Here is a 23,235-nt window from a genome sequence, read left to right as displayed (position 1 = left end):
AGAATGACTATTATGATACTGTCTTTTAATAGACTAAATATATGCATTATGTATTTGTATCTAATTTATAAATGTGATTATAAATAATTGATTAATAGTAATATAATGTTTCTCCCTATTTTATGCTTTGAGAGTAATAATGTGCTGGGGTTCCGATAGAACTTAGCAAACAGTTTTAAAAACACATATAAACATCTTTATTATTAACTCAAAAAGCAATACTTATGAAGAAAACCATCTTCTTGATTTTGTGCTTGTTATGTTCCATCGGAGCCATAGCGCAAAAGAAATCAATCACAGGTGTGGTTACAGATGCTACCGGTGAAACAGTCATCGGAGCAAGTGTTGTCGAGGTCGGTACCACCAATGGTGTAATAACTAACCTTGACGGCAAGTTTACGTTAATGGTCGATCCCAATGGAAAGATCAAAGTATCTTATGTTGGTTATCAGCCTCAAGTAATCGACGTAAAAGGCAAAAATTCTTTTAATATTAAGTTGAAGGAAGACTCTGAAATGCTGGATGAAGTGGTTGTTACCGGTTATGGTGGTAAACAGCTACGTACGAAGGTTACGAACTCTATTTCAAAAGTAAAAGAAGAATCGTTAAAAGTCGGTTTATTCTCTAATCCTGCACAGGCATTATCTGGAGCTGTTGCAGGTTTGAAGGTAACACAAGCTTCAGGTAGTCCGGGAGCAACTCCAACAATTGTATTGCGTGGTGGTACCAATCTTGACGGAACAGGATCTCCGTTGGTTATGATTGATGGTCAGCTTCGAGATGGTTTGAATGATATTAATCCTGAGGATATTGAATCAATGGAAGTCTTAAAGGATGCAGGTGCTACCGCTTTGTATGGTGCACGTGCCAGTAATGGTGTTATATTGGTTACAACTAAAAATGGTAAAGCCGGTCATCGTGAAATAAACTTTAAAGCAAAATTAGGTCTTAACTATGTGAATAATCCATATGAATTCTTGGGAGGTGAGGATTATATCAACGTTTTGCGTACTACCTATGCTAAATCTGGCTATAAATGTTCTGATGGTGAATACGTGTCAATTGCTCCATTGGCTAATCTAACAGGTGCCTCGCCTTTTGGTACAGGGAATGTATTAGGTAAATCTGCTTGGAATATTATGGGAAAAACAGCAGATAATGCTTACTTGCTGCAGAAAGGCTGGAAGGAAATGGTTGATCCATTGGATCCTTCAAATATGATTATTTACAAAGATATTAATCCTGCCGATTATAATTTAAATAATCCTTCTTTCTCACAAGATTATAACATTAATATGTCAGGAGGAAATGATCGGGGAAATTATTATGCCGGTCTGGGGTATAACCGTCAGGAAGGTCTTCCAATCAGTACTTTCTATGAACGTTATAGTTTTGTATTAAATGCTAACTATAAAATAACAGATTGGCTGACAAGTACTTCCAATTTCAACTATAATCGAGCCAACTGGAAAAACATGCCGGGATCAAATGGAAGTGAAGGAAATTATTTTGGTCGTATCATGTCAACTCCTCCTACGGCTCGTTTTGAAGACGAAGATGGAAATCCGACTTTAGGTCCTAACGTTGCTGATGGAAATCAGGCTTTTCAACCTGAAAAATGGCAAAACTTTAATCAAACAGATAAATTTACCATGATTCAAGGATTTCAGATTGATATCATGAAGGGGTTGTTTATCAAAGGTACAGCAAACTGGTATTATTCAGAAGGCTTATATGAATCTTTCACTAAAGATTATATGGATAATATGTTGACTGAACACTACACTAAAACTCGCGAAAGTACCGCCAAGTTTGAACGTAACTTTGCGCAAACGTATAATGCAGTCCTGAACTTTACTCATACTTTTGCCAAAGATCATAATGTTAATTTAATGTTAGGTATGGAATATTATGATAACTACAAACGTGGATTTGAAGCAAAAGGAAGTGGTGCACCGACAGACGATTTCTCTGATCTGAGTTTAACAGATAAAGGAGAGGGAAAACGTACTATTAATTCCTGGCATGAACAATATCGTATTCTTTCATATTTCGGCCGTCTAAATTATGACTATAAGAGTAAATATCTTCTATCCGCAGTATTCCGTCAAGACGGTTATTCTTCTCTATTAGGTGATAACCGTTGGGGATTTTTCCCAGGTGTATCTGCCGGTTGGATTTTCGGTCAGGAGAATTTTATAAAAGATGCCATTCCGTTCTTGTCATTTGGTAAACTGCGTGCTAGTTATGGCGTTAATGGTAATGCTTCAGGCATTGGTGCCTACACTTTACAAGGTTCTTATAATACAGCAGTATATAATGGAAATACAGGTTTTCTAATTGGAACTTTACCTAATCCGGGATTGAGATGGGAAAAAACAAAAACAGCTGAAGTTGGTATGGATCTGAGTTTCTTTGAAAACCGTTTGAATGCAAACTTTACCTATTATAATCGTTTGACATCTGATAAGTATGCAGATTTCAGTTTACCATCAACAACCGGTTTTTCCTCTATCAAAAATAACAATGGAAAATTCCGAAACAGTGGTATTGAAATTGAACTATCTGGAAAAATTCTGAAAACAAAAGATTGGAGTTGGGAAGCATCCGCAAATATCTCATTTAATAAGAATAAAGTAGTTGCATTACCAGAAAACGGTCTGGAACTCAATCGTCAAGGTGGACAACAAATCTATACAGGAGAAAAGTTCACTAATGAAAAAGGTGAAATAGAGTATGCAAAAAAATGGGTTGGCGGCTATCAGGAAGGGAAAGAGCCGGGAGTAATGGTCGTTTATAAATCAGAAGGAATTTATCGTAGTTGGGATGAGATTCCCGGGGACTTGGTTATTACCTCCGGTAATTATTTTGGTAAAAAAATGTATGGTCCTGAAGCATGGAAAAAACTAACCAAAGAACAACAAAAAAGTGCTTTGCCTATTATGCCGGGTGACATGAAATGGAAAGATATTAATGAAGATGGAATCATTGACTCTTATGATCAAGTCGTAGCAGGTAATACAACTCCCCACTGGATCGGTGGCTTCAACACTACTTTACGCTGGAAAAATTTCCAACTTTATGGTCGTTTTGACTTTGCTTTGGACTATTGGATCTATGACCACACTTTACCTGAGATATTCTTAGCTTGTGCTCAAGGTACTTATAATACAACTAAAGAGGTATTCAATACTTGGTCAGAAGAGAATCCTAATGCAAAATATCCCCGTTATGCATATGCAGACGTCTTAACGAATGCTAATTATGCACGAAATTCAACTATGTTTGCTTACAAGGGAAACTATTTAGCTATCAGGGAAATTTCTTTGAGTTATTCACTTCCTAAAGCATGGGCAAACAAAGCATATTGCCAAAAAGTAGATGTGTCAATCACCGGTCAAAATCTGGGATATATAACTTCTGCCAATGTAGCAACACCTGAGGTTTCTAATGCGGGTTCAGGCTATGCATTGCCGAGAACTCTCTTATTTGGACTTAATGTAACATTTTAAGTAATTAATTACTAAATAGAATAAATATGAAAAGAATAAAATCTACAATATTATATAGCCTACTGGCAGCTTCTTCCGGAGTACTTTGTACTTCTTGTGCCGATAAATTAGATCTTTCCCCGATTGATTACTATGGGAGTGGTTCATATTGGAAAACAGAAGCACACGTAATAGGATATATGGATGGTATACATAAGCATTTACGTGATGCGGCCTTTCAGCATACTTTTATTTGGGGAGAAGCCCGTGGTGGTGCTTTAATAAGTTCCGGTACTAGTGCCGATGGCATGGGTATGTTATATGGTGACATAAAATTACAGAATTTTGACGAAGACCATACTGGAGGCATTAATAAATTTGGTGATATTTTTGGGCGGTTGACTAATATAAACCTCTTTATCGCCAGAGTAACGGATGCCACCTATATGGACGATACCAAAAAAGGATATTACCTTGGACAAGCTTATGGTTTAAGAGCCTTTTACTATTTCGATTTGTATCGCACTTATGGTGGTGTACCTTTACGTCTCTCTGCAGATGTAGTAGAAGGAGTTATTGACCCCAATAAACTATACATGGCGCGTGCTACTCCCAAAGAAGTCATGGATCAAATAAAAAAAGACTTGGATAAATCCATGGAGTATTTTGGTGATAATAACTCATTTGATCCAAATAATCGTGGAAATAAAAAGGGATATTGGTCCAAAGCCGCTACTGAGTGCTTGATGGGTGAGGTTTATCTTTGGATTTCCAAGGTATCTACTGGAGATGATTCTGCGAATGAATCGAATCTGGGAATAGCAAAAACACATTTGCAAAACGTCTTGAGCAATTATGGACTGAAAATGTTAGATGACTTTTCATCAGTATTCGATGCCAAAAATGGAAAAGGAAATTCTGAAATCATATTTGCAGTTAGATATGCAGAAGGTGAGGCCACTAATAACAATAATTTGTTCACCTATGCAATGGCTACTGGAAGTACTAAAGATAATTATTTAGCTAATGGTGAAAAATTTCTTGATGCATTGAATATTGCCAATACAGGTAGTCAGCAGTTGGAATATAAACATGAAATTTATAATAGTTTTGATGTAACAGATACGCGGCGTGAAGCTACATTTATTGCTTCGTATAATAAAAATGTTGAGACAAATGAGCTGACCTTAAGAGGAACGCATGTTCGTAAAAACATTGGTTATGTGAATGCTCAGGGAAGCCGTATCTATTGTGGTGATTATATTATTTATCGCTTGCCACTTGTCTATTTAATGCTTGCCGAAATTGAGAATATGCAAGGAGGAAATGTTGCTCAATATATTAATATTGTTCGTAAACGTGCTTATGGCACTAATTGGAATGAGGCAATATACGGATATAAAAACTCTGATTATACAACAAATGAATTAGCGATTCTTCATGAAAAAGATAAAGAGTTCATTCAAGAGGGACAGCGTTGGTGGGATATTCGTCGCATGACATTGACTAAAGGAGGAAAACATCTCGTTTTTTGTAAAGAGGGAAGCATTGGAACAGATACGCCTGCTTTAGACGAAACAACTGAGGCTCATAAAGTGCTTTGGCCGGTTGACAAAACCTTATTGGGTAATGATCCTTTGATTTATCAAACTCCGGGGTATGCTACTTATAAAAAACAAGAATAGGTATTATTAAATACGATTAATCTTAATTGCCAACATGCCGTGTACTTTGTTTAGTATACGGCATGTCTTTTGTCCGTCCATTAAGACGAGACAGAGCTCGATAACTATCTATCTGCATAAAGGTAGATTCCGTTTATCCGTCCTCTGATTTGAATAATGACAAACTGAAACAGGCGAAATATCCCACTTTGGTGGAGTATTACAGTAAATTGTATCATAGATAAAGAATCGCCATGTACCGAACAGTATACATGGTGATATGAGAGGGCGGATAACAAAATTCTTTTCTTCCTGTTTTTGTTTTCCGTCTCCTCAATTAAAATTGATTGTTTATTTAGGTTTCAATTACTACATTTCATCTTTCTTCCAATAATTCTCTCAACCATGGTACAACCAGTTCTGATTTAAAATAATGATTGGGACCATCTACATTTACCATTCGAAAATATTCATTACGATCCAGTCCTTCAGGTAAGTATTCTACATTTTTTCGTGTATTTGGATCTGCGAATTTCTTATAATGATATACTTTCACGTTATCGGGAGCGCCTGCTATAGCATACGCTTTTCTTACAAGATTCAAGTCTCTATCTAATCCCCCTTCAGTCAGTATGATAGGACGGGGTGCCAAAGCTGCTACAATGTCTGGAAAATTGAAATTTTTCCAAAAATCAGGTATTAAATGACGTATGGAATTAGGGAATGGACGGCGTCCGTTTTTATCAGGCATAGTTATCACTTCCGCCCGTTCTTGAGTTTGACATAAGAAATCATTGTAAACAAAAGCATAAATTGAAGTATCAAGCGTACCCAATACCATCATAGGTTCGGTTCCCAAAGAAAATCCACTTACTACAATGCGATCTTTACGAATATGATCCTGGGTCTTCATCCAGTTTAAAACCTGCATATCCAAATATGAAGCGTATCCCAAATAGCTCCATCCCAATTCTAAAAGATGGCGAGATACAACATCGTAATCATAATTAGAGCCCAAAGTATATCTCTCCAGGTCTGAGGCTTCTCCGGCAGCCGGGTTATCTACTGCTACCGCTATATATCCTTCTTTTACAAAGTTGAGGGCTTGGGTCAGTTTCGGATCTTTGTACCGGTCGTCCAATTGGGGAGTTATCCCCGGTTCACCTGCAAGTCCCTCCTTATTTCCTCCGGAACCGGGAATACATAAAATGGCAGGTACGGGTTTATTTATATTATCAGGTATTAAAACAAGAAAAGTAGAAACGCATTCAGGAAGCGGATAAAATTCCCATTTTTCTAATCGATAACCTTCCCGCTGTTCTCTTTTTATACAAACAGGAGCAGGAGAATTTTTTATTTGAGGAAATTTCATTATTTCTTCCATCGCATGGCGAAGTCCTTTTTGCCATTTTCGAAATTGTTTGGGAGAGAAGTCATCATGAAAAGCATAACATGGCTTAGTATTTCTGAGCATAGCGTGCACTACACCATAAGAGCTTAAAAATCGCCCGTCCTCACGTGCAGACGTGATTAAATTATGATCCTTAGGAGACCAGCCATCGGACTGAGCATATAGGCTGCCATTAAAAAACAGTGATATTCCAATTATTAAAAAAATATTTTTCATGTGATTTAAATTTTATAGATTTTACAAATATAGTTTTATTTTTTGATATGCTCCTTTTAATTGCTGAAATATACAATTGGACATATAGTAAGTGACAGTATAAGATATGATGCAAAAAGATAGTATTTTATTTGTTTGAGAATCCTGTAATATTATCTCCTATCCTACAAATAGAAGATAATATGAATAAATTGAGGAATAATATACTGTATTGGCAAAAGTAATGTATATAAATTCATTACTGCTACCGGAAGATATTAACTGGCTAAAATCAGAATGTTAACTTTGTGTTTTCAAGAAGTTAACTTCGTACAGATACGAAATTAATTTCTTGAAAACAAGTTGTTAGTTCTCTGTCAACAGACGGTCTAAATCACTGCTAAGAGTGTGAAAATAATCTTTTATATGTTCTATTTGGCAATGAAATTAAGAAAAAAGAAATATGTGACTATGTTCCTTTTTTGAAATATCTCTATGCAAAAGTAAATCGTAAGTCGGTAAAAATATGCTTTTTGATCGTAGAATCGTGATTTCACTTTTCCTTTGATTTGATAAAACGGTTCAGATTTTGTTTTTTCTATTCTGGTTCCTCTCATCCCTCTGATTAGCACGATGTAGAGACATCAAGAAATACAAAATGTCAGATCTGTACCAATATATCAAATTGATAAAAGGGGTATTCAAAAAACAGGCTGCTCCATAGCGAGATACTTTTATCATTTTACTAATGAACATTTATCTACTACATATCCTCTAATGATAAACAGACTGTATTTATTTGGTATTTAGCCAAAACTTTATTCTCTAAGTGCTCCACTTTCTTTTGGAAAAGTTCTGGCTTGAAATTCTTTTTTTGACGTTTGACTTCTGCTACAATTGCACTTTTGTTATCTAAATAAATAGCTACAATGTCAATTTCGTTTTGATTGCCTTTGGGCTCCCACCACGAACCAATAAGACGGAACTCATAACTTTCAGCATATTTTTGCTTAAAATACTGTTCCAGGATTTTTCCTGAATATGTCGGATAGTCAGCTTTTATTAATTTTCGTAAGCCAACGAAGTTTTTTATTTCAATGAGTGAACGATTTCTATCGAAATAATTAAACCAGAAATGAATAAAGTTATCGCATATTTCATATCTGACAGTTTGAGAACCCTCTTTAGAAAAGACAGGACGTTGGCGTACTACTATGTTATAGTCTTCAATTAATCGCTTTAGATAACCGCCCAGACTCTTTTCGCCAAGTAGTGCTTCTATTTCCGTCTGAGTATTATATCCGCCAGAGATGGCGCTCAGGATTGAGAAGTAAGTACCGTAATTCTTGCCGAATTCCTCTATTAATAGATTTTTTCCTTCATCTGTAAAGGGGGAGTTGTCTCTGACCATAAAATCGATCATTTCATCAACGGTTAACACTCTGTTATCACAAAATAATTCGACGTATTTAGGAACTCCACCAGAAAATGAGTATAATGCCAATAAATCATCATTTGTATATTGGGGATGATAGTCTTTCATGATCTTCTTTAATACATTCAGACTGAAAGCAGAAAGTTTTATAATGTTGTCAGCACGGCCAAAAAGCGGCTCCTTTTCACTATGAAAAATCTTTTCCATTAAAGAATAAATAGAGCCACTCACAACGAAATTCATGTGGGTTTTTTGTCTATACTGATCCCAGATATCTTGTATATCACTATAAATTGACTTATTGATATTGTAGAATTCTTGGAACTCATCTATAACCAAATTGAATGATTGTCTGGTAGCAGTTTCCATAATATACCGAAAGAGGGATTTGAAAGTCGATATTTCTTCTGGTACATAAATATCAAGTGCCTGGGAAACTAAGGTTATGAATTCCCGACATAGAGATGCCTCATTTTTTCTCCCCACAAACAAATAGATAGTAGAAGTTTTTTCAAAGGCTCTCATAATAAGACTTGTCTTACCTATCCTTCTTCTTCCGGTAACTACTGTCAGACGAGAGTTCTCTCCAAAAGATAATTCTTGTATCCTTTGTAATTCAGCTAATTCATTCTCTCTATTGTAAAACTTCATATTCTTTGTTTATTTAGTCCTTACTTTGTAACGGGCGTTACTGTAACCGCGGTTACAAAGATAACTCTATTTCTATTATTTCAAGTACAATGTTTCATAAGATTCCTCTGACGCTTTGTATAATAATGTTAATAGCTGATTGTGTTCTTTTCGATATGCCAATTTATATATGTCAACTATTTTGAACTAACGTCTTGTCTATTATGATATAAGTTAATTATGAAGATTATATTTATAATATAACCTTATTTGTTTGTCATTTATACCCCTATGCTACCGCTAATATTTATAAATAATGGGTCTATTTTTTTCTTTTTTATAATTATGTGAATTATTTAAATTGCTGTATGTTAGCTGTTTATTAAATGTGCTTATTGTTCCATTTCTCCACATTTGGGTTACCGTCCCGATAGAACTTAGTAAACAGTTTTAAAAACACATATAAACATCTTTATTATTAACTCAAAAAGCAATACTTATGAAGAAAACCATCTTCTTGATTTTGTGCTTGTTATGTTCCATTGGAGCCATGGCGCAAAAGAAATCAATCACAGGTGTGGTTACAGATGCTACCGGTGAAACAGTCATCGGAGCAAGTGTTGTCGAGGTCGGCACTACCAATGGTGTAATTACCGACATTGACGGCAAGTTTACATTAATGGTCGATCCCAACGGAAAGATCAAAGTCTCTTATGTTGGTTATCAGCCTCAAACGATCGATGTAAAGGGCAGAAATTCTTTTAATATTAAGTTGAAGGAAGATTCTGAAATGTTGGATGAAGTGGTTGTAACAGGTTATGGCGGTAAACAATTGCGTTCTAAAGTGACTAACTCCATAGCCAAAGTAAAAGAGGAAACTTTAAAACAAGGTATGTTTACTAATCCGGCTCAAGCTCTTTCCGGTGCTGTAGCAGGTTTGTCAGTAAGTCAGACTTCGGGTAATCCGGGTAGTGCTCCAACTTTAGTACTCCGTGGTGGTACGAACTTTGATGGTTCCGGTTCTCCACTGATCTTAATTGACGGTCAGGTACGCTCTTCGCTGAGTGATATTAATCCGGATGATATTGAATCAATGGAGGTGTTGAAAGATGCCGGTGCAACTGCTATTTACGGTGCACGTGCTAATGATGGTGTAGTACTTGTAACAACAAAACGTGGTAAGGCGGGTAGAGCAGAGGTAAATCTAAAAGCAAAGTTTGGCTTGAACTACTTCAAGGATTCTTATAACTTTATGAATGCCGGTGATTACCTTTATTGGATGCGTACAGGTTATATGAATGCTTACGTTGGAGATATGAAACACCCGGACGGAGCTAATGTGAAAGGATGGTCTTCTCTAAGCGGATTGACTACTGCAACTCCTTATGGAACAGGTAATTTATATTTTGACAAGGATGGTGTAACGCCATTAGACGGAAATAAAACAAGTTCTGCTATTTGGAGTCCGATGATCTATTCAGATAATCTATCTTTTCTGCTCAATCAAGGATGGCAGACTATGATTGACCCAGTATATGGAGATAAAATTATTTATAAAAATACAGACATTGCCGATTTTAATATAAACACACCTTCATTCTCTCAGGATTATAACTTAAGCGTAAGCGGTGGTAATGATAAAGGAAGTTATTATGCCGGCTTGGGCTACAATAAGAGTGAGGGTACAGCAGTAGGTAACTGGTATCAACGAATTACTTTTACTTTTAATGCTGATTATAAACTTAAGGAATGGTTAACTTCTAATTCAAGTTTCAATTTTGCAGATGCGACCTGGAACGGACTTCCTGCATCGCAAACAGCTGAGGCTAACTATTTCTCACGCTGTCTTTCATTACCTCCTACTTTCCGTGGTTATAATGCAGATGGAGATATGCTATTAGGACCGAACTCCGGTGATGGTAACCAACAATACAATTTTAAGCAATTCGTTCGTGATAATAATACGGATAAGTTTACGATGAATCAATCTTTCACAATTGATTTCATGAAAGGTCTCTCATTGAAATTAGGAGCCATCTGGTATTATTCCGAAGAAAAAACAGAAGCTTTTAATAAAGACTATTTGAGCTCTCCGGGTAACTTGATTACATCTCACGCCACCTCTGCTTCATATAGCCGTACTTTAGACCAAACATATAATGCCGTATTGAACTATAATTATCAGATCAATAAGGACAACTTCTTGGATGCAATGGTTGGTTTTGAATACTATGATTCATACAGCAAAGGATTCAGTGCTTCTGGTTCCGGAGCTCCCACCGATGATTTTATGGATTTGGAATACACCTCAAAAGAGGAAGGAATGCGTTCTATAGACTCTTCACACTCTCGTCAACGTATTATGTCATTCTTTGGACGTGTCAACTATGACTACCAATCTAAGTATCTGCTTTCTTTGGTTTTAAGACGTGACGGATATTCAAAACTCGCTAAAGAAAACCGTTGGGGAGTATTTCCGGGCGTATCAGCGGGTTGGGTGTTCAGCAAAGAAGAATTTATGGAAAACACAGCATCTATTCTTTCATTCGGTAAATTACGTGCCAGCTTTGGTTTAAATGGTAATGTAAACAAGAACTTTGTTGGAAACTATACAGTTCAGGGAGCTTATGGCAGTAATCGCTATAATGGTTCAACCGGTTTCTTGTTAAGCAGCATTCCTAACCCATATCTGATGTGGGAAAAATCGAGAACTTTTGAAGTCGGTTTAGATATGGGCTTTTTGGAAAATCGCATCAATGCTAACTTGACATATTACAACCGTTTGACTAGTGATAAATATGCTAATATCACAGTACCGTCTACTTCAGGTGTAAGTTCTGTTACTTCAAACAATGGTGAGTTCCAGAATCAAGGATTTGAATTTGAATTAGGATTCCGGATCATTGATTCCAAAGACTGGAAGTGGAACTTGAACTGGAATGGTGCTTTGAACAAAAACAAGGTTGTTTCTTTGCCGGACAATGGACTTGAAAGAAATCGTCAAAGTGCTTATCAGGTTTATACTGGAAACGGAGATGAAAAAATGTGGGTTGGTGGATATCAGGAAGGTCAACGTCCGGGCGATCTATACATGTTTGTGGCAGAAGGACTTTATAAATCTCAAGACGAAATCCCGACTAACTTGATTGACTTGACAACAGGTAATAACGGTTCAAGTGGCCGTCCTCTTTATGGTGGAACAGAAGGTTACAATAAATTAACAGATTCTCAAAAAGCCAATGCCCTTCCGATTCAGCCGGGTGACGTGAAATGGAAAGATGTAAATGGTGATGGAGTTATTGATAATTATGACATGGTGAAAATTGGGAATACTGTTCCTAAATGGACAGGAGGTATCAATACTACTGTAAGCTGGAAGGACCTTACCTTGTCTGCACGTTTCGACTATGCATTGGGATTCACCGCAGTGGACTGGAAAACAATGTGGATCATGGCATGTGCTCAAGGTACTTATAATACCATTGAGGAGACCAAAAATACATGGACCCCAGAAAATCCGAATGCTAAATATCCAACTTATGTATGGGCCGATCAATTGGGTAAACGTAATTATTGCCGTAGCTCATCCATGTTTGCCTATAATGGAAACTACTTGGCATTGCGTGAACTCTCACTATCCTATAAATTACCATCTGTATGGGCGCAGAAGGCTAAATTGAGCAATGTGGAACTTTCTATTACAGGTCAGAACTTAGGCTATTTGACAGAAGCAAAACACCTATTCTCACCGGAAAAAGCAGATAATAATGGAGGATATCCATTACCTCGTACAGTGATTTTTGGTATTAATGTTTCTTTCTAAATATAAAAAGACAAATTATGAAAAAGATAATATATATCATTTCCTTATTTGTGTCGTCTGTGCTTTACACTTCATGCGATGCATTGGATCTCGCTCCGGAAGACTATTTCGGAAGCGGCAACTACTGGAATAATAAAGCCCAGGTGGAAGGGTTTATGAATGGCATGCACTCTCAATTGAGAGGTAACTATAATATGTTTTATTGTTTGGGAGAATTGCGCGGTGGTACACAGCGCGTTGGTAGTTCTTCACAAAACACCAGTTTGGACTATGCCATATTGCGTACCAATACTTTAAGCCAGGATAATCCGGGATTCAGCAACTGGTTTGGATTATATAGCCCGATTATGCAAGTTAATCATTTCATTCAAAAAGTTGAGAATGAATGTGATTTTTTAAGTGAGGCAGACAGAAAAGCCTATTTAGGACAAGCATATGGTTTAAGAGCTCTTTATTATTTTATGCTTTATAAAACTTACGGCGGGGTACCTATTGTTACAACAGTCGAGTTGCTGGATGGCAAAGTGACTGCGGATAAATTTTATGTCGAACGTGCTACACCCGAGGCCACTATGGCCTTCATAAAAGAGGATATCGGTAAATCTGAAAACTATTTTGGTACAGAAGAAGTGACCAATAAGTATGATAAGACAATGTGGTCTAAAGCTGCCACTCTGATGTTGAAAGCAGAAATCTATATGTGGGCTGCTAAAGTTTCTATAAATGGCTATACAGCTTCTGGAAGATCGGATTTAGAAACTGCCAAAACAGCTCTGAATGGAGTGATAGGCAAATTTCAGCTATTAAACAAATTCAGCGATGTATTTAGTACAGCTAACCGTAATAATGCAGAAGTTATTTTCACCTTACATTTTGCTGATGGCGAAGCTACAAACTGGGGAGGCATGTTCCTCTATCAAGAGGCAGTATTCATTGGACAGGTATATGACCGTGATGATAATAAGATTGAAACGGATACATTAAATTTGAAGGGTACCGGAGGTGTGTTCCGCCATGAATATACTGAAGATTTCTGGAAAAGCTATAGCGATAAAGACACTCGTCGTGATGCAACATTCTTAGAATATTATACCCAAAAGAATAAAGAAGGCTTTGGTTGTGTTATGCTTAAGGCTATTGGTTCTATCAACTCGAACAACAATCGTATTTATGATACCGATGTGATTGTTTACCGTTATGCCGATGCTTTATTGATGATGGCTGAAATAGAAAATGGTTTAGGAAATCCTTGTGCAGGTTATATTAATGAAGTGCGTGAACGTGCATATGGCTCCAATTATGAGGCTAATAAATATACGGAAGGAAATTATGCAGAGAATGAATTGGCCATCCTCCAGGAACGTGATAAAGAGTTTGTTTGGGAAGGTAAGCGATGGTTTGATGTAGTACGTATGCATGATGCTAATGGCAAATCTCTTGCTTTCTCTGCTACTGCAAATTATCCTTCGGATAAACCTCTTTTGGACCCAAGTGAGGAATACAAGTTGTTATGGCCTATTGATGTTGACATTATGAGTGTCAATCCGTTGCTGAAACAGACACCTGGATATGAAAAATAAAACTTAATCAATAGGTTTTAAATACGATTATTTATTGAATGTAGAAGCTGTCTCGGTTATTATTGAGACAGCTTCTCTTTTTTCATTGTCATATACACATTACTCCTTATTCGCCAATCATAGAGCCGATTTTTTATATATGCAGATGGAGGAGAACAAAATAAAAGCGGGGAATGTCCAATCAGACATTCCCCGTTATATTAACTAATCAATTTTCATATCCCGGAGTCTGTTTTAACGCCGGATTGTCTGTCAATACACTTTCATTAATCGGCCATAATAGGCGGGTGGCAACGGCAGAAGTGCGCTTTGTCACATAGTCTGCACCCAATAATCTTAAATCATACCAGCGTTTCCCTTCAAACATAAATTCACGCATGCGCTCTTTCAAAATGGCTTCCAAAGGATCTTCATCACCGGACATGTATTTATTATCCGTATAGAAGTCTCCTTTATCATTCGGATAAGATAGCGTAGCTTTGTTTAACTCAAAGAACTCTTTTCCATAAGCACGTTCACGAACTTGATTGATCTCAGCTGCCGGATCTTCTCCCAACAGCGCTTTTGCTTCAGCAAGTAATAACAGGCAGTCTGCATATCGATAAATGGGGTAATCATTCAAAAAACTGCGCTGTGAAGCTCCGTCCAACAGGACTCCCTGATACTTATTGCAGAAAGGAGCAATATATTTAATTGTGCCATCTTCTTGCTTTTGGTAAACAGCTGTCATGGAAGCGTCCTTACGGGTATCTCCATCACGGAATGCCTTATTATACAAATCGTATCTTATCTGCAGACGAATCAAACCGTTAAGTTGTCCTTCAGGCAAATCTTTAAATGAAATTCCTTCTTTATTACAGTAAGTTGCAGTCATGTATGCCTGCTGTGGTACTAAGTTTTGTCTAAATCTATCGTCCCACATGTTATACTCATCTTTTGCATTACGTATAGAGAAAATAATTTCGGCATTATCTTTATTATTGTAAGCAAATACTTTTGAGAAATCATCCTGCAAGCTGACATTTACATTACTGATAATTGATTGTAAAGCTGTTTTGGCTGTAGTATAATCTGTTGTGCCGCCACCCATTTGACGCCCACTCCATAAATAAACTTCACCTTTCAGCATTTGTGTTGCGGCCATTGACCAGTAATATCTGCCGAATTTGAAAGAGTAATCACTGCCGAATGCCTTTTCAGAAGCAATGATATCTTCTTTGATTTGTTTCATCACATCTTCTGCAGGAGAGGCTGCTTTTGAGAGGTTGCTTAAGTCTAAAGAGGCTCCATTCGTATAATCCAGATAGAGAATAACATCTCCCCAAGAACGCAATAAATGAAAATAAAGATATGCCCGCATACCATAAGCTTCACCTAAATAATAGTTTTTAGTAGCTTCGGGAAGTACAGTCGTTTCTTTGGTTTTAGCGATCATCAAATTGATCTGATTGATCACTTTGTACATTCCTGCAAAGTTGGTTATTCCTGTGTTCTCCTTATTTATCGTATTGAAAGGCAAGCGTTCCATACCTTGAGTGGCTTCTCCTCCAAAGGGAACGTCTCCATAAATGTCCGCACGAGGCTCACCTAATAAGAAAAAATTAAAACTACATTCTCTAAGTAATGCATGCAAACCTACATTAAAGGTACTGAACTGAGCTTCAGTCTTCCAGTAATTACTATCCGCAATAGAACTGGTAGGTTCAATATCCAGTGCATCACATCTTGAAAACAGCAGGAGAGAAAGCCCTGCTAACATATATGTAAATATTTTCTTCATAATGCTATTTGTATTAATCATATATAATTTAGAATGTCACTGACAAACCGAATAAAACTGTTCTCGGAGTTGGATAACGTCCGTTATCTATTCCACGACCATAAGTTGTATCTACAGCCGGTTCAGGAGAAACACCCGTGTATCCGGTGATATAGAATAAGTTCTGCCCTGTTACATAGACTGATGCATCTGTCATACCAACTTTACTGATCCATGCTTTAGGCAGATTATAATTTAATGTCAATTCACGCAAAGCCAGATAATCACCCTTTTCATAGAAGCGTGAACTGTTATTATCAATAGCTGTATTACCGTTATTTGAACGTGTAATATTTTTCTTGCTTAACTGGTCTGCGTAATAGAATGCAGGTAAATCTGTATCAGTATTGGTCTCACTCCATGTCTTTTTTACTTCTTTAATAATATTGAATGAACCTTGATACTGTCCCAAAGAACGTGCTGCGAGATCATTATAAATGGTATGTCCTAAAGCGTAATCGAAACGAGCATATAAAGAGAGGTTTTTATAACCCAATGTAGTAGAGAATCCACCAGTAATTTTTGGAAATATATTTCCTACTACTTGACGGTCATATCCATTGATTACACCATCGCCATTGATATCTTCCCAACAAACATCACCCGGTTCGATCGGTTGCCATCCTTCTTTTCCGGCATATTGGGCTGCAAGTCCGGGACCATATAAGTTGGCTACCTCGTCGATGCGGTTATTGGCATACTTTTTCACGTCATCCCAATCTTTGAATATATGATTTTGTTTGTAAGCAACCAATTCTCCCAGTTTACCACCTTCCTGACGGCCGGCAATCCATTTTGTTTCAGGAGTTCCATCGGCTTTTTTGCGTCCGGTTGCCACTTCATAGCCACCTACACGGTTATTTTCATTGCCGTTATAAGGTAATTTCACAATTTTGTTTGCTACAGAAGACAGATTGGCTGTAACATCCCATGTCAATCCTTTAGGGTTATTCAGAATGTTGGCTCTTACTTCCATTTCGAAACCATAGTTACGCAGAGTTCCCATATTAGTCATGATCTCTGTAAAGCCTGTATATCCCGGAAGTGCTTGTTTAGTTAACAAGTCTTTAGTAGTACGGTTGTAGTAGTCAAGAATGAAACTTAACCGATTGTTTAAGAATCCGATGTCCAGACCAGCTTCAAATGACTGACTTTGTTCCCAGCGTAATCCGGTGTTTACCAAGCCTGAGTTGTAGAATGCGGTTGAACCTCCGTATGTCTTTGCACCTACTTGAGAGTAAGCACCATATACATCGAAATTTCCGATACCATTTACATTTCCATTTACACCATAGCTAAGACGAGGTTTCAAGTTAGAAATAACTTCTGAGACTTTAGAATCCTTCCAGAAATTCTCTTCCATGATATTCCAACCCACAGATACACCAGGGAAAAATCCCCAACGGTTATCTTTCAGTTTTGAAATACCATCATAACGAGCAACAAATGAAATTAAATATCTCATGTCATAGTTATAATTGATACGGCCAAACCCTGATAGAATACGGTATGCTGTTTTAGTTGTAGAAGTATAAGTCCTTGTAGAACCAGCATTCAAGGTAGGAATATCGTCAGTTGGAGAGTTTTGGGTTTTGGCCTCAAAATCGAACTGATCATAGGTGAAGTATTCAGTTCCTACCATTGCTTCCAGATTGTGTTTTTCAGCAAAAGTATCTGTGTATGTCAGTGTTCCGTTCAACTGAATTTGATTGTATTTCTGAACATAAGCCTCAGCCTGACGTGTATTATCAGGAGTTGCAGAAGATTGAGCTTGATAAGATTTATTAAACTTCTCTCTCTGCCAGTCATAACGATAAAGTGAAGCATTTCCATTTAACACTAATTTTTTAGGTAAAATGTCAAGGGCAAATCCAACACTGTAGGTTGATTTATTAGTGCTGTTCTCGCTCGTCAACTTATCTCTGTAATAATCGGGATTACCGTCTCCTGTACCGAAACCGGAGGCCGGAGTTCCATCTTCATTCCAAGGATTCCATGTCGGACGTTGAGAACGTGTACGGTAGAAAAATTCATATTGGCCGATCCAAAGTTCCGGTTGAGTTGACCAAGAGTAAGTCGCATTAGCCTTTACTGTCAGGAAAGGAAATACTTTATAAGAACCGTTCAATGCACCATTGAAGCGCTCGTAACCAGTACCTCTAATCTGACCATCTTCTTTATAGTAGCCTAAACTTGCAGAAAAAGTCCCTTTATCATTACCACCTGTAATGTTCACATAATGATCTTGAGTTAAAGCACTGTTGTTAAACACCACATCGTCCAATTCACCAGAGTAGTCTTTATACAAGATCGTTTTTCCATCATAAAATGGATCTGCCATAGAAGACCAACCTTCATTTTTCAGATTAGCATTTTCGTCTGTCAAATAGCGGATATCAAATAAGTTATTTCCAATACCATATCCCATTTGTGTATCGACATTGGTACGTCCGGTTCTTTTGTAGCCTATACGGTTATAATAAATATAATCGTGTGCATCGCAAAAATCATAGCCTTTACGAGCGAAGTTCACACCCATTTTAAATTTGTAATTAACAGATGCTTTTCCTTCTTTTCCACTTTTAGTCTCAACCAAAATAACACCACCATTGGCACGTGCACCATAAATAGCTGTTGAAGCGGCATCTTTCAAAACCTGAATAGATTCAATATCAGAGGGATTAATATCACTCATGCTATTGCGAACAATACCATCGACTACAATAAGAGCTTTGCTGTTGTCGCCTGTAATAGTAGCACCTCCACGCAATGTAATATCCGGTTCACTACCAGGTTGCCCCGTTTTGTTAACAACACGAAGACCTGTAACAGAGCCTTGTAAAGACTGTCCTGCATTACTGAAAGCCGCATTTTTAAGTACAGAATTATCAAGCTTTGAAATAGCAGTAGTTAAAGTTGCACGTTTTTGTGAGCCACCGTATCCTGTAATCACCACTTCATCTAATACCTCTGTATCTTCTTTCAGTACTACATTGTAAGTGTTTGCAGCGCTAACAGTAATTGTTTGAGGTTTGTAACCAATATAGCTAACTGTGAATTTAGCGCCAGTAGCTATCGTTAATGAGAACTTGCCGTCAAGGTTAGTGATTGTACCATTGGTTGTACCTACCTCAACGACACTTGCACCGATGACAGATTCACCGGTACCATCTGTAACCACACCTGTGATGGATTTTGTTTGAGCTATAGCTCCTATAGAGCATAATAAGCACAAAATCAAGAAGATGGTTTTCTTCATAAGTATTGCTTTTTAGTTAATAATAAAGATAATTATAATTGCTTTTACTAAGTTCTATCGGTACTTGGTATTTTTACTACCTAAATAATAAATGAAAAAGGTTAAATTTATTATTTCTTTTCATTTATATACTATCAAACCGTTGCAAATATATATATTATATTAAAAACTCACAAGCATATTTTAAATATATTTTTTATATAGACGAAATAATATTGAAAAACTAAGATAATCCACTTGGGGATTTCACAAAAGATTGTTTATGGGGTATCCTCTCTCATATAATATTGATTTCTTATATTATATATATAGCGATTCACCTTAGAATAGGTATATGTAATATATTATTGTTTTAAAATACTATTGGATTGACTTGAAAAGGGCGAAAGGATATATTCAAAAACCTTATTATATGTTATAAGGTGTTTCTTTGTGTTGAAATATAGATAACTCTTTTTGGCTTATTGAAAAGTAGATTTTAGAGGAATTGGGACGAGAAAAAAATATTTAGTGCTTCACTACTTTTCACCATTATTAATTCATGAGTGTTTTTTTACTAAAAATACCCTGTTATTTTGATTCACTATTAAGACGTAATAGTTTGTATTATAAATAATTATGTTTTTATCTGATTCTGGGATTACTATTTAAAAGGATAAGTACCGATAGGACTGTACTCATTTTCAGGTATTTATATTTATGGAGTTTAGAAGAGATAATTTTCCTTTTTTATTAACTAAAAATCAATTTATGAAAAAAGTCCTTTTTATTTTGTTGGGCTGTTTGCTATCGTTTAATGTGATGGCACAGGTAAAGGCGATTTCGGGACTGGTAACAGATGTTACCGGGGAGCCCGTTATTGGGGCAAGTGTTGTAGAAGTGGGAACCACTAATGGAGTAATTACTGATTTAAACGGTAAGTTCTCGTTAAAGGTGGCACCTAATTCACAATTCTTGGTGAGCTATATTGGCTACAAGCAACAAACAATTAAAGTTGGCTCTGAAAGCACTTATAATATTGTGCTGAAAGAGGATGCGGAGGTTTTGGATGAAGTTGTTGTAGTCGGTTATGGTTCGCAAAAGAAGGTGAACGTTACAGGGGCTGTAGGTATGGTTAGTGCCGAGGCGTTGGAAGCGCGTCCGGTGGCAAATGCTTCACAAGCATTGCAGGGTGTTGTTCCCGGCTTGAACCTTACTGTTGGTAATAACGGTGGCGCCCTTGATGGAACGTTAAACATGAATATTCGTGGAGCCGGAACGATTGGTGATGGATCGGGTTCTTCTCCATTGGTTTTGATTGATGGCATTGAGGGGGATCTGAATACTGTCAATCCTAACGATATCGAATCTGTTTCGGTATTAAAGGATGCTGCATCGGCTTCTATTTATGGGGCAAGAGCTTCGTTCGGTGTAATTCTTGTAACAACGAAGAGTGGAAAGAGTGGTAAGACCAATGTGTCATATAGCGGTAGCGCACGTTTTTCTGATGCTATTGGTATTCCGGACATTATGGATTCTTACACTTTTGCTCAGTACTTCAATCGTGCTTCTGCCAATAAGGGTGGCGGTGATATTTTTGCCCCTGCTGTAATGGAACGTATCAAAGCTTATCAAGAAGGAACGCTGAAAGCTACTACAGTTGATAATGGAGCAGGTATTTGGCAAAAATGGGCTAACGCGAATGGAAACACGGATTGGTTTGAAGAATTTTATGATCATTGGGCGCCATCTCAGGAACATAACCTTAGTATTAATGGTGGTACGGACAAAACTCAATACTTGATTAGTGGAAGTTTTCTGGATCAGAAAGGTTTAATGCGTCATGGATCAGATAAGTTTCAACGCTACACATTGAATGGTAAAATCACAACGGCTGTCACTGATTGGTTCAAGGTGACGTATTCTACTAAATGGACCCGTGAGGATTTTGAACGTCCTACTTACTTGACAGGAAGCTTTTTCCATAACTTAGCTCGTAAATGGCCTGTGCATCCGGCTTATGATCCTAATGGATTCCCTATGGACGAAGGTGAAGTGGAACAGATGGAAAATGGAGGAAAGCAGAATAGCCAGAAAGATTTTTATACGAATCAGTTGCAACTGGTTTTCGAGCCTATTAAAAACTGGAAAATCAATCTTGACGGTAGTGTACGTACCACTACTCAATATCAGCATTGGGAAGTATTACCTGTTTATGCCTACAATGTGGATGGAGATCCCTATTATACAGTGTGGGATATGGGATATGGTTCTTATGCAGCAGGTTCTTCTCGCGTGAATGAATATAGTTGGAAGGAAAATTATTATACCACAAATATTTATTCGGACTATTTCAAGCAGTTCGATAACGGACATTATTTTAAAGTGATGGCCGGTTTTAATGCGGAGTTATATAAAACCAGAAACATCACGGCTGAGAAAAACACATTGATTACCCCGGGGGTACCTACTATTAATACGGCAACCGATGATCCGCAGGCTTATGGTGGTTATGCTGACAACTCAGTAGCCGGTTTCTTTGCGCGTGTTAACTGGAGTTATAAAGATCGTTATATGTTTGAGGCTAATGGCCGATATGATGGTTCTTCCCGCTTCGTAGGAAAAGAACGTTGGGGATTCTTCCCATCATTCTCTGCCGGTTGGAATATTGCTCGCGAACCATTCATGGAGAGCTTTGCTGAAAAAATTAATATGGGAAGTTTAAAGTTGAGAGCTTCTTGGGGGCAGCTGGGTAATACGAATACCAATGATGCATGGTATCCATTTTATCAAACGATGCCTGTAGGGTCTAATTACGGTTGGCTAGTAAATGGCGAACGTCCTAACTATGCTACAAATCCGGGTATTGTCAGCTCTAAGAAAACTTGGGAGACAGTAGAGACTTGGGATGTCGGTTTGGATTGGTCTTTCTTCAATAACCGTTTATCCGGTTCATTCGACTATTTTGTACGTTATACTTATGATATGATCGGCCCGGCTCCCGAACTTTCAAGTTTGTTGGGAACTTCAGTTCCGAAGATAAACAACTCGGACATGAAATCGTATGGTTTTGAGTTGGAGGTAAATTGGAGAGATCGGATCGGTGAAGTTTCTTATGGAGCTAAACTTGTACTTTCTGATGACCAACAGAAGATTCTGCGCTATCCGAATGACTCGTATGACGTAGGTTCGTATTATAAAGGTAGACATTTGAATGATATTTGGGGATTGACAACAATCGGTATTGCTAAATCACAGGAAGAGATGGATGCTCATTTGGCAAAAGTCGATCAATCTTCTATCGGAACCAATTGGGGTGCCGGTGATATTATGTATGCCGATTTGGATGGTGACGGAAAAATCAGTAACGGAACCAATAAATTAGGAGATACGGGCGATTATCGTATTATCGGTAATTCGACTCCTCGTTTTAAATATGGTATTACACTGGATGCTGCATGGAAAGGATTCGATTTCAGCATTTTTATGCAGGGGATTGGAAAACGTGACCTGTGGCTGGATGGATGTTATTTCTGGGGAGCCAACGGGCAAGGAAATGAGTGGCAGTCTACCGGCTTTGCCGAACATTGGGATTTCTTCCGTCCGGAGGGTGACCCGTTAGGTGCTAATTTGAATTCATATTATCCGCGCGTCAACTTTAGTGGGGGGCGTAATACCCAAACCCAAACACGCTATTTACAGAATGGAGCATATTTGCGTTTGAAGAATGTCCAGTTGGGTTATACATTGCCTCGGGTATGGACAGAGAAAGCCGGAATATCTTCTGTACGTGTATATGTTTCGGGTGATAACCTGGCAACTATAACCAGTCTTTCTAAGATTTTCGATCCGGAAGCTACCGGAAGTTTGGCCGGAACAGGATCCGGTAAGTTGTATCCTTTGCAAAGAGTGATATCTGTTGGTGTTAACGTTAATTTTTAAATTGAAG

General features: G+C 37.5%; 9 protein-coding genes. 5 read left to right on the top strand and 4 right to left on the bottom strand.

All coding sequences use genetic code 11. The annotated features are described in order from the left end of the window. Positions 1–224 precede the first annotated feature (224 nt). Both QK890_RS04175 and QK890_RS04170 read left to right on the top strand, forming a co-directional pair. On the top strand, positions 225–3,512 hold the full coding sequence (locus QK890_RS04175; protein WP_032536314.1) for a TonB-dependent receptor: 3,288 nt from the start codon (positions 225–227) through the stop codon (positions 3,510–3,512). A 26-nt stretch (positions 3,513–3,538) separates the two neighbouring features. Beyond that, positions 3,539–5,176, top strand: a complete 1,638-nt coding sequence (locus QK890_RS04170; protein ID WP_186993827.1) for a RagB/SusD family nutrient uptake outer membrane protein — start codon at positions 3,539–3,541, stop codon at positions 5,174–5,176. A gap of 355 nt (positions 5,177–5,531) precedes the next feature. Here the strand turns inward: QK890_RS04170 and QK890_RS04165 are convergent, their stop codons facing one another. Both QK890_RS04165 and QK890_RS04160 read right to left on the bottom strand, forming a co-directional pair. Then, positions 5,532–6,782 carry an alpha/beta hydrolase family protein gene (locus tag QK890_RS04165; RefSeq protein WP_186993828.1) on the bottom strand — a complete coding sequence of 417 codons (1,251 nt, stop codon included), beginning with the start codon at positions 6,780–6,782 and terminating at the stop codon, positions 5,532–5,534. Positions 6,783–7,524: 742 nt separating this feature from the next. Beyond that, positions 7,525–8,847 carry an ATP-binding protein gene (locus QK890_RS04160; RefSeq protein WP_367627212.1) on the bottom strand — a complete coding sequence of 441 codons (1,323 nt, stop codon included), beginning with the start codon at positions 8,845–8,847 and terminating at the stop codon, positions 7,525–7,527. Positions 8,848–9,325: 478 nt separating this feature from the next. On the opposite strand from QK890_RS04160, the gene QK890_RS04155 reads away from it, so the two are divergent. Both QK890_RS04155 and QK890_RS04150 read left to right on the top strand, forming a co-directional pair. Beyond that, positions 9,326–12,649 (top strand): SusC/RagA family TonB-linked outer membrane protein, encoded by a 3,324-nt coding sequence (locus QK890_RS04155; protein ID WP_367627211.1) that lies wholly within the window; start codon positions 9,326–9,328, stop codon positions 12,647–12,649. A 17-nt stretch (positions 12,650–12,666) separates the two neighbouring features. Continuing rightward, complete coding sequence (locus QK890_RS04150; RefSeq protein WP_122142355.1) at positions 12,667–14,229, top strand: RagB/SusD family nutrient uptake outer membrane protein; 1,563 nt, start codon at positions 12,667–12,669, stop codon at positions 14,227–14,229. Positions 14,230–14,437: 208 nt separating this feature from the next. Here QK890_RS04150 and nanU read toward each other — a convergent pair whose 3' ends face one another. Further along, the gene (nanU, locus tag QK890_RS04145) at positions 14,438–16,009 is read right to left on the bottom strand and encodes a SusD family outer membrane lipoprotein NanU (protein WP_122142354.1); all 1,572 of its coding nucleotides are present in this window, start codon (positions 16,007–16,009) and stop codon (positions 14,438–14,440) included. A 28-nt stretch (positions 16,010–16,037) separates the two neighbouring features. Then, complete coding sequence (locus QK890_RS04140) at positions 16,038–19,307, bottom strand: SusC/RagA family TonB-linked outer membrane protein (protein WP_367627210.1); 3,270 nt, start codon at positions 19,305–19,307, stop codon at positions 16,038–16,040. Positions 19,308–20,057: 750 nt separating this feature from the next. Here QK890_RS04140 and QK890_RS04135 point away from each other — a divergent pair. After that, a complete protein-coding gene (locus QK890_RS04135; RefSeq protein WP_032579703.1) occupies positions 20,058–23,228 on the top strand; it encodes a TonB-dependent receptor in 3,171 nt (1,056 codons plus the stop codon). Positions 23,229–23,235 lie beyond the last annotated feature (7 nt).

This window comes from Bacteroides sp. NGMCC 1.200775 (genome assembly GCF_040798045.1).
In the GTDB taxonomy this organism is placed as follows: domain Bacteria; phylum Bacteroidota; class Bacteroidia; order Bacteroidales; family Bacteroidaceae; genus Bacteroides; species Bacteroides hominis.
The sequence above is the reverse complement of the archived record's forward strand: the minus strand, read 5'-3'. Positions and strand labels throughout refer to the sequence as shown.

What these genes read in the sequence shown, in the direction of transcription:
- nanU (WP_122142354.1), bottom strand. Translation starts at nt 16,009, where the DNA reads ATGAAGAAAATATTTACATATATGTTAGCAGGGCTTTCTCTCCTGCTG.
- QK890_RS04175 (WP_032536314.1), top strand. Translation starts at nt 225, where the DNA reads ATGAAGAAAACCATCTTCTTGATTTTGTGCTTGTTATGTTCCATCGGA.
- QK890_RS04150 (WP_122142355.1), top strand. Translation starts at nt 12,667, where the DNA reads ATGAAAAAGATAATATATATCATTTCCTTATTTGTGTCGTCTGTGCTT.
- QK890_RS04135 (WP_032579703.1), top strand. Translation starts at nt 20,058, where the DNA reads ATGAAAAAAGTCCTTTTTATTTTGTTGGGCTGTTTGCTATCGTTTAAT.
- QK890_RS04165 (WP_186993828.1), bottom strand. Translation starts at nt 6,782, where the DNA reads ATGAAAAATATTTTTTTAATAATTGGAATATCACTGTTTTTTAATGGC.
- QK890_RS04140 (WP_367627210.1), bottom strand. Translation starts at nt 19,307, where the DNA reads ATGAAGAAAACCATCTTCTTGATTTTGTGCTTATTATGCTCTATAGGA.
- QK890_RS04170 (WP_186993827.1), top strand. Translation starts at nt 3,539, where the DNA reads ATGAAAAGAATAAAATCTACAATATTATATAGCCTACTGGCAGCTTCT.
- QK890_RS04155 (WP_367627211.1), top strand. Translation starts at nt 9,326, where the DNA reads ATGAAGAAAACCATCTTCTTGATTTTGTGCTTGTTATGTTCCATTGGA.
- QK890_RS04160 (WP_367627212.1), bottom strand. Translation starts at nt 8,847, where the DNA reads ATGAAGTTTTACAATAGAGAGAATGAATTAGCTGAATTACAAAGGATA.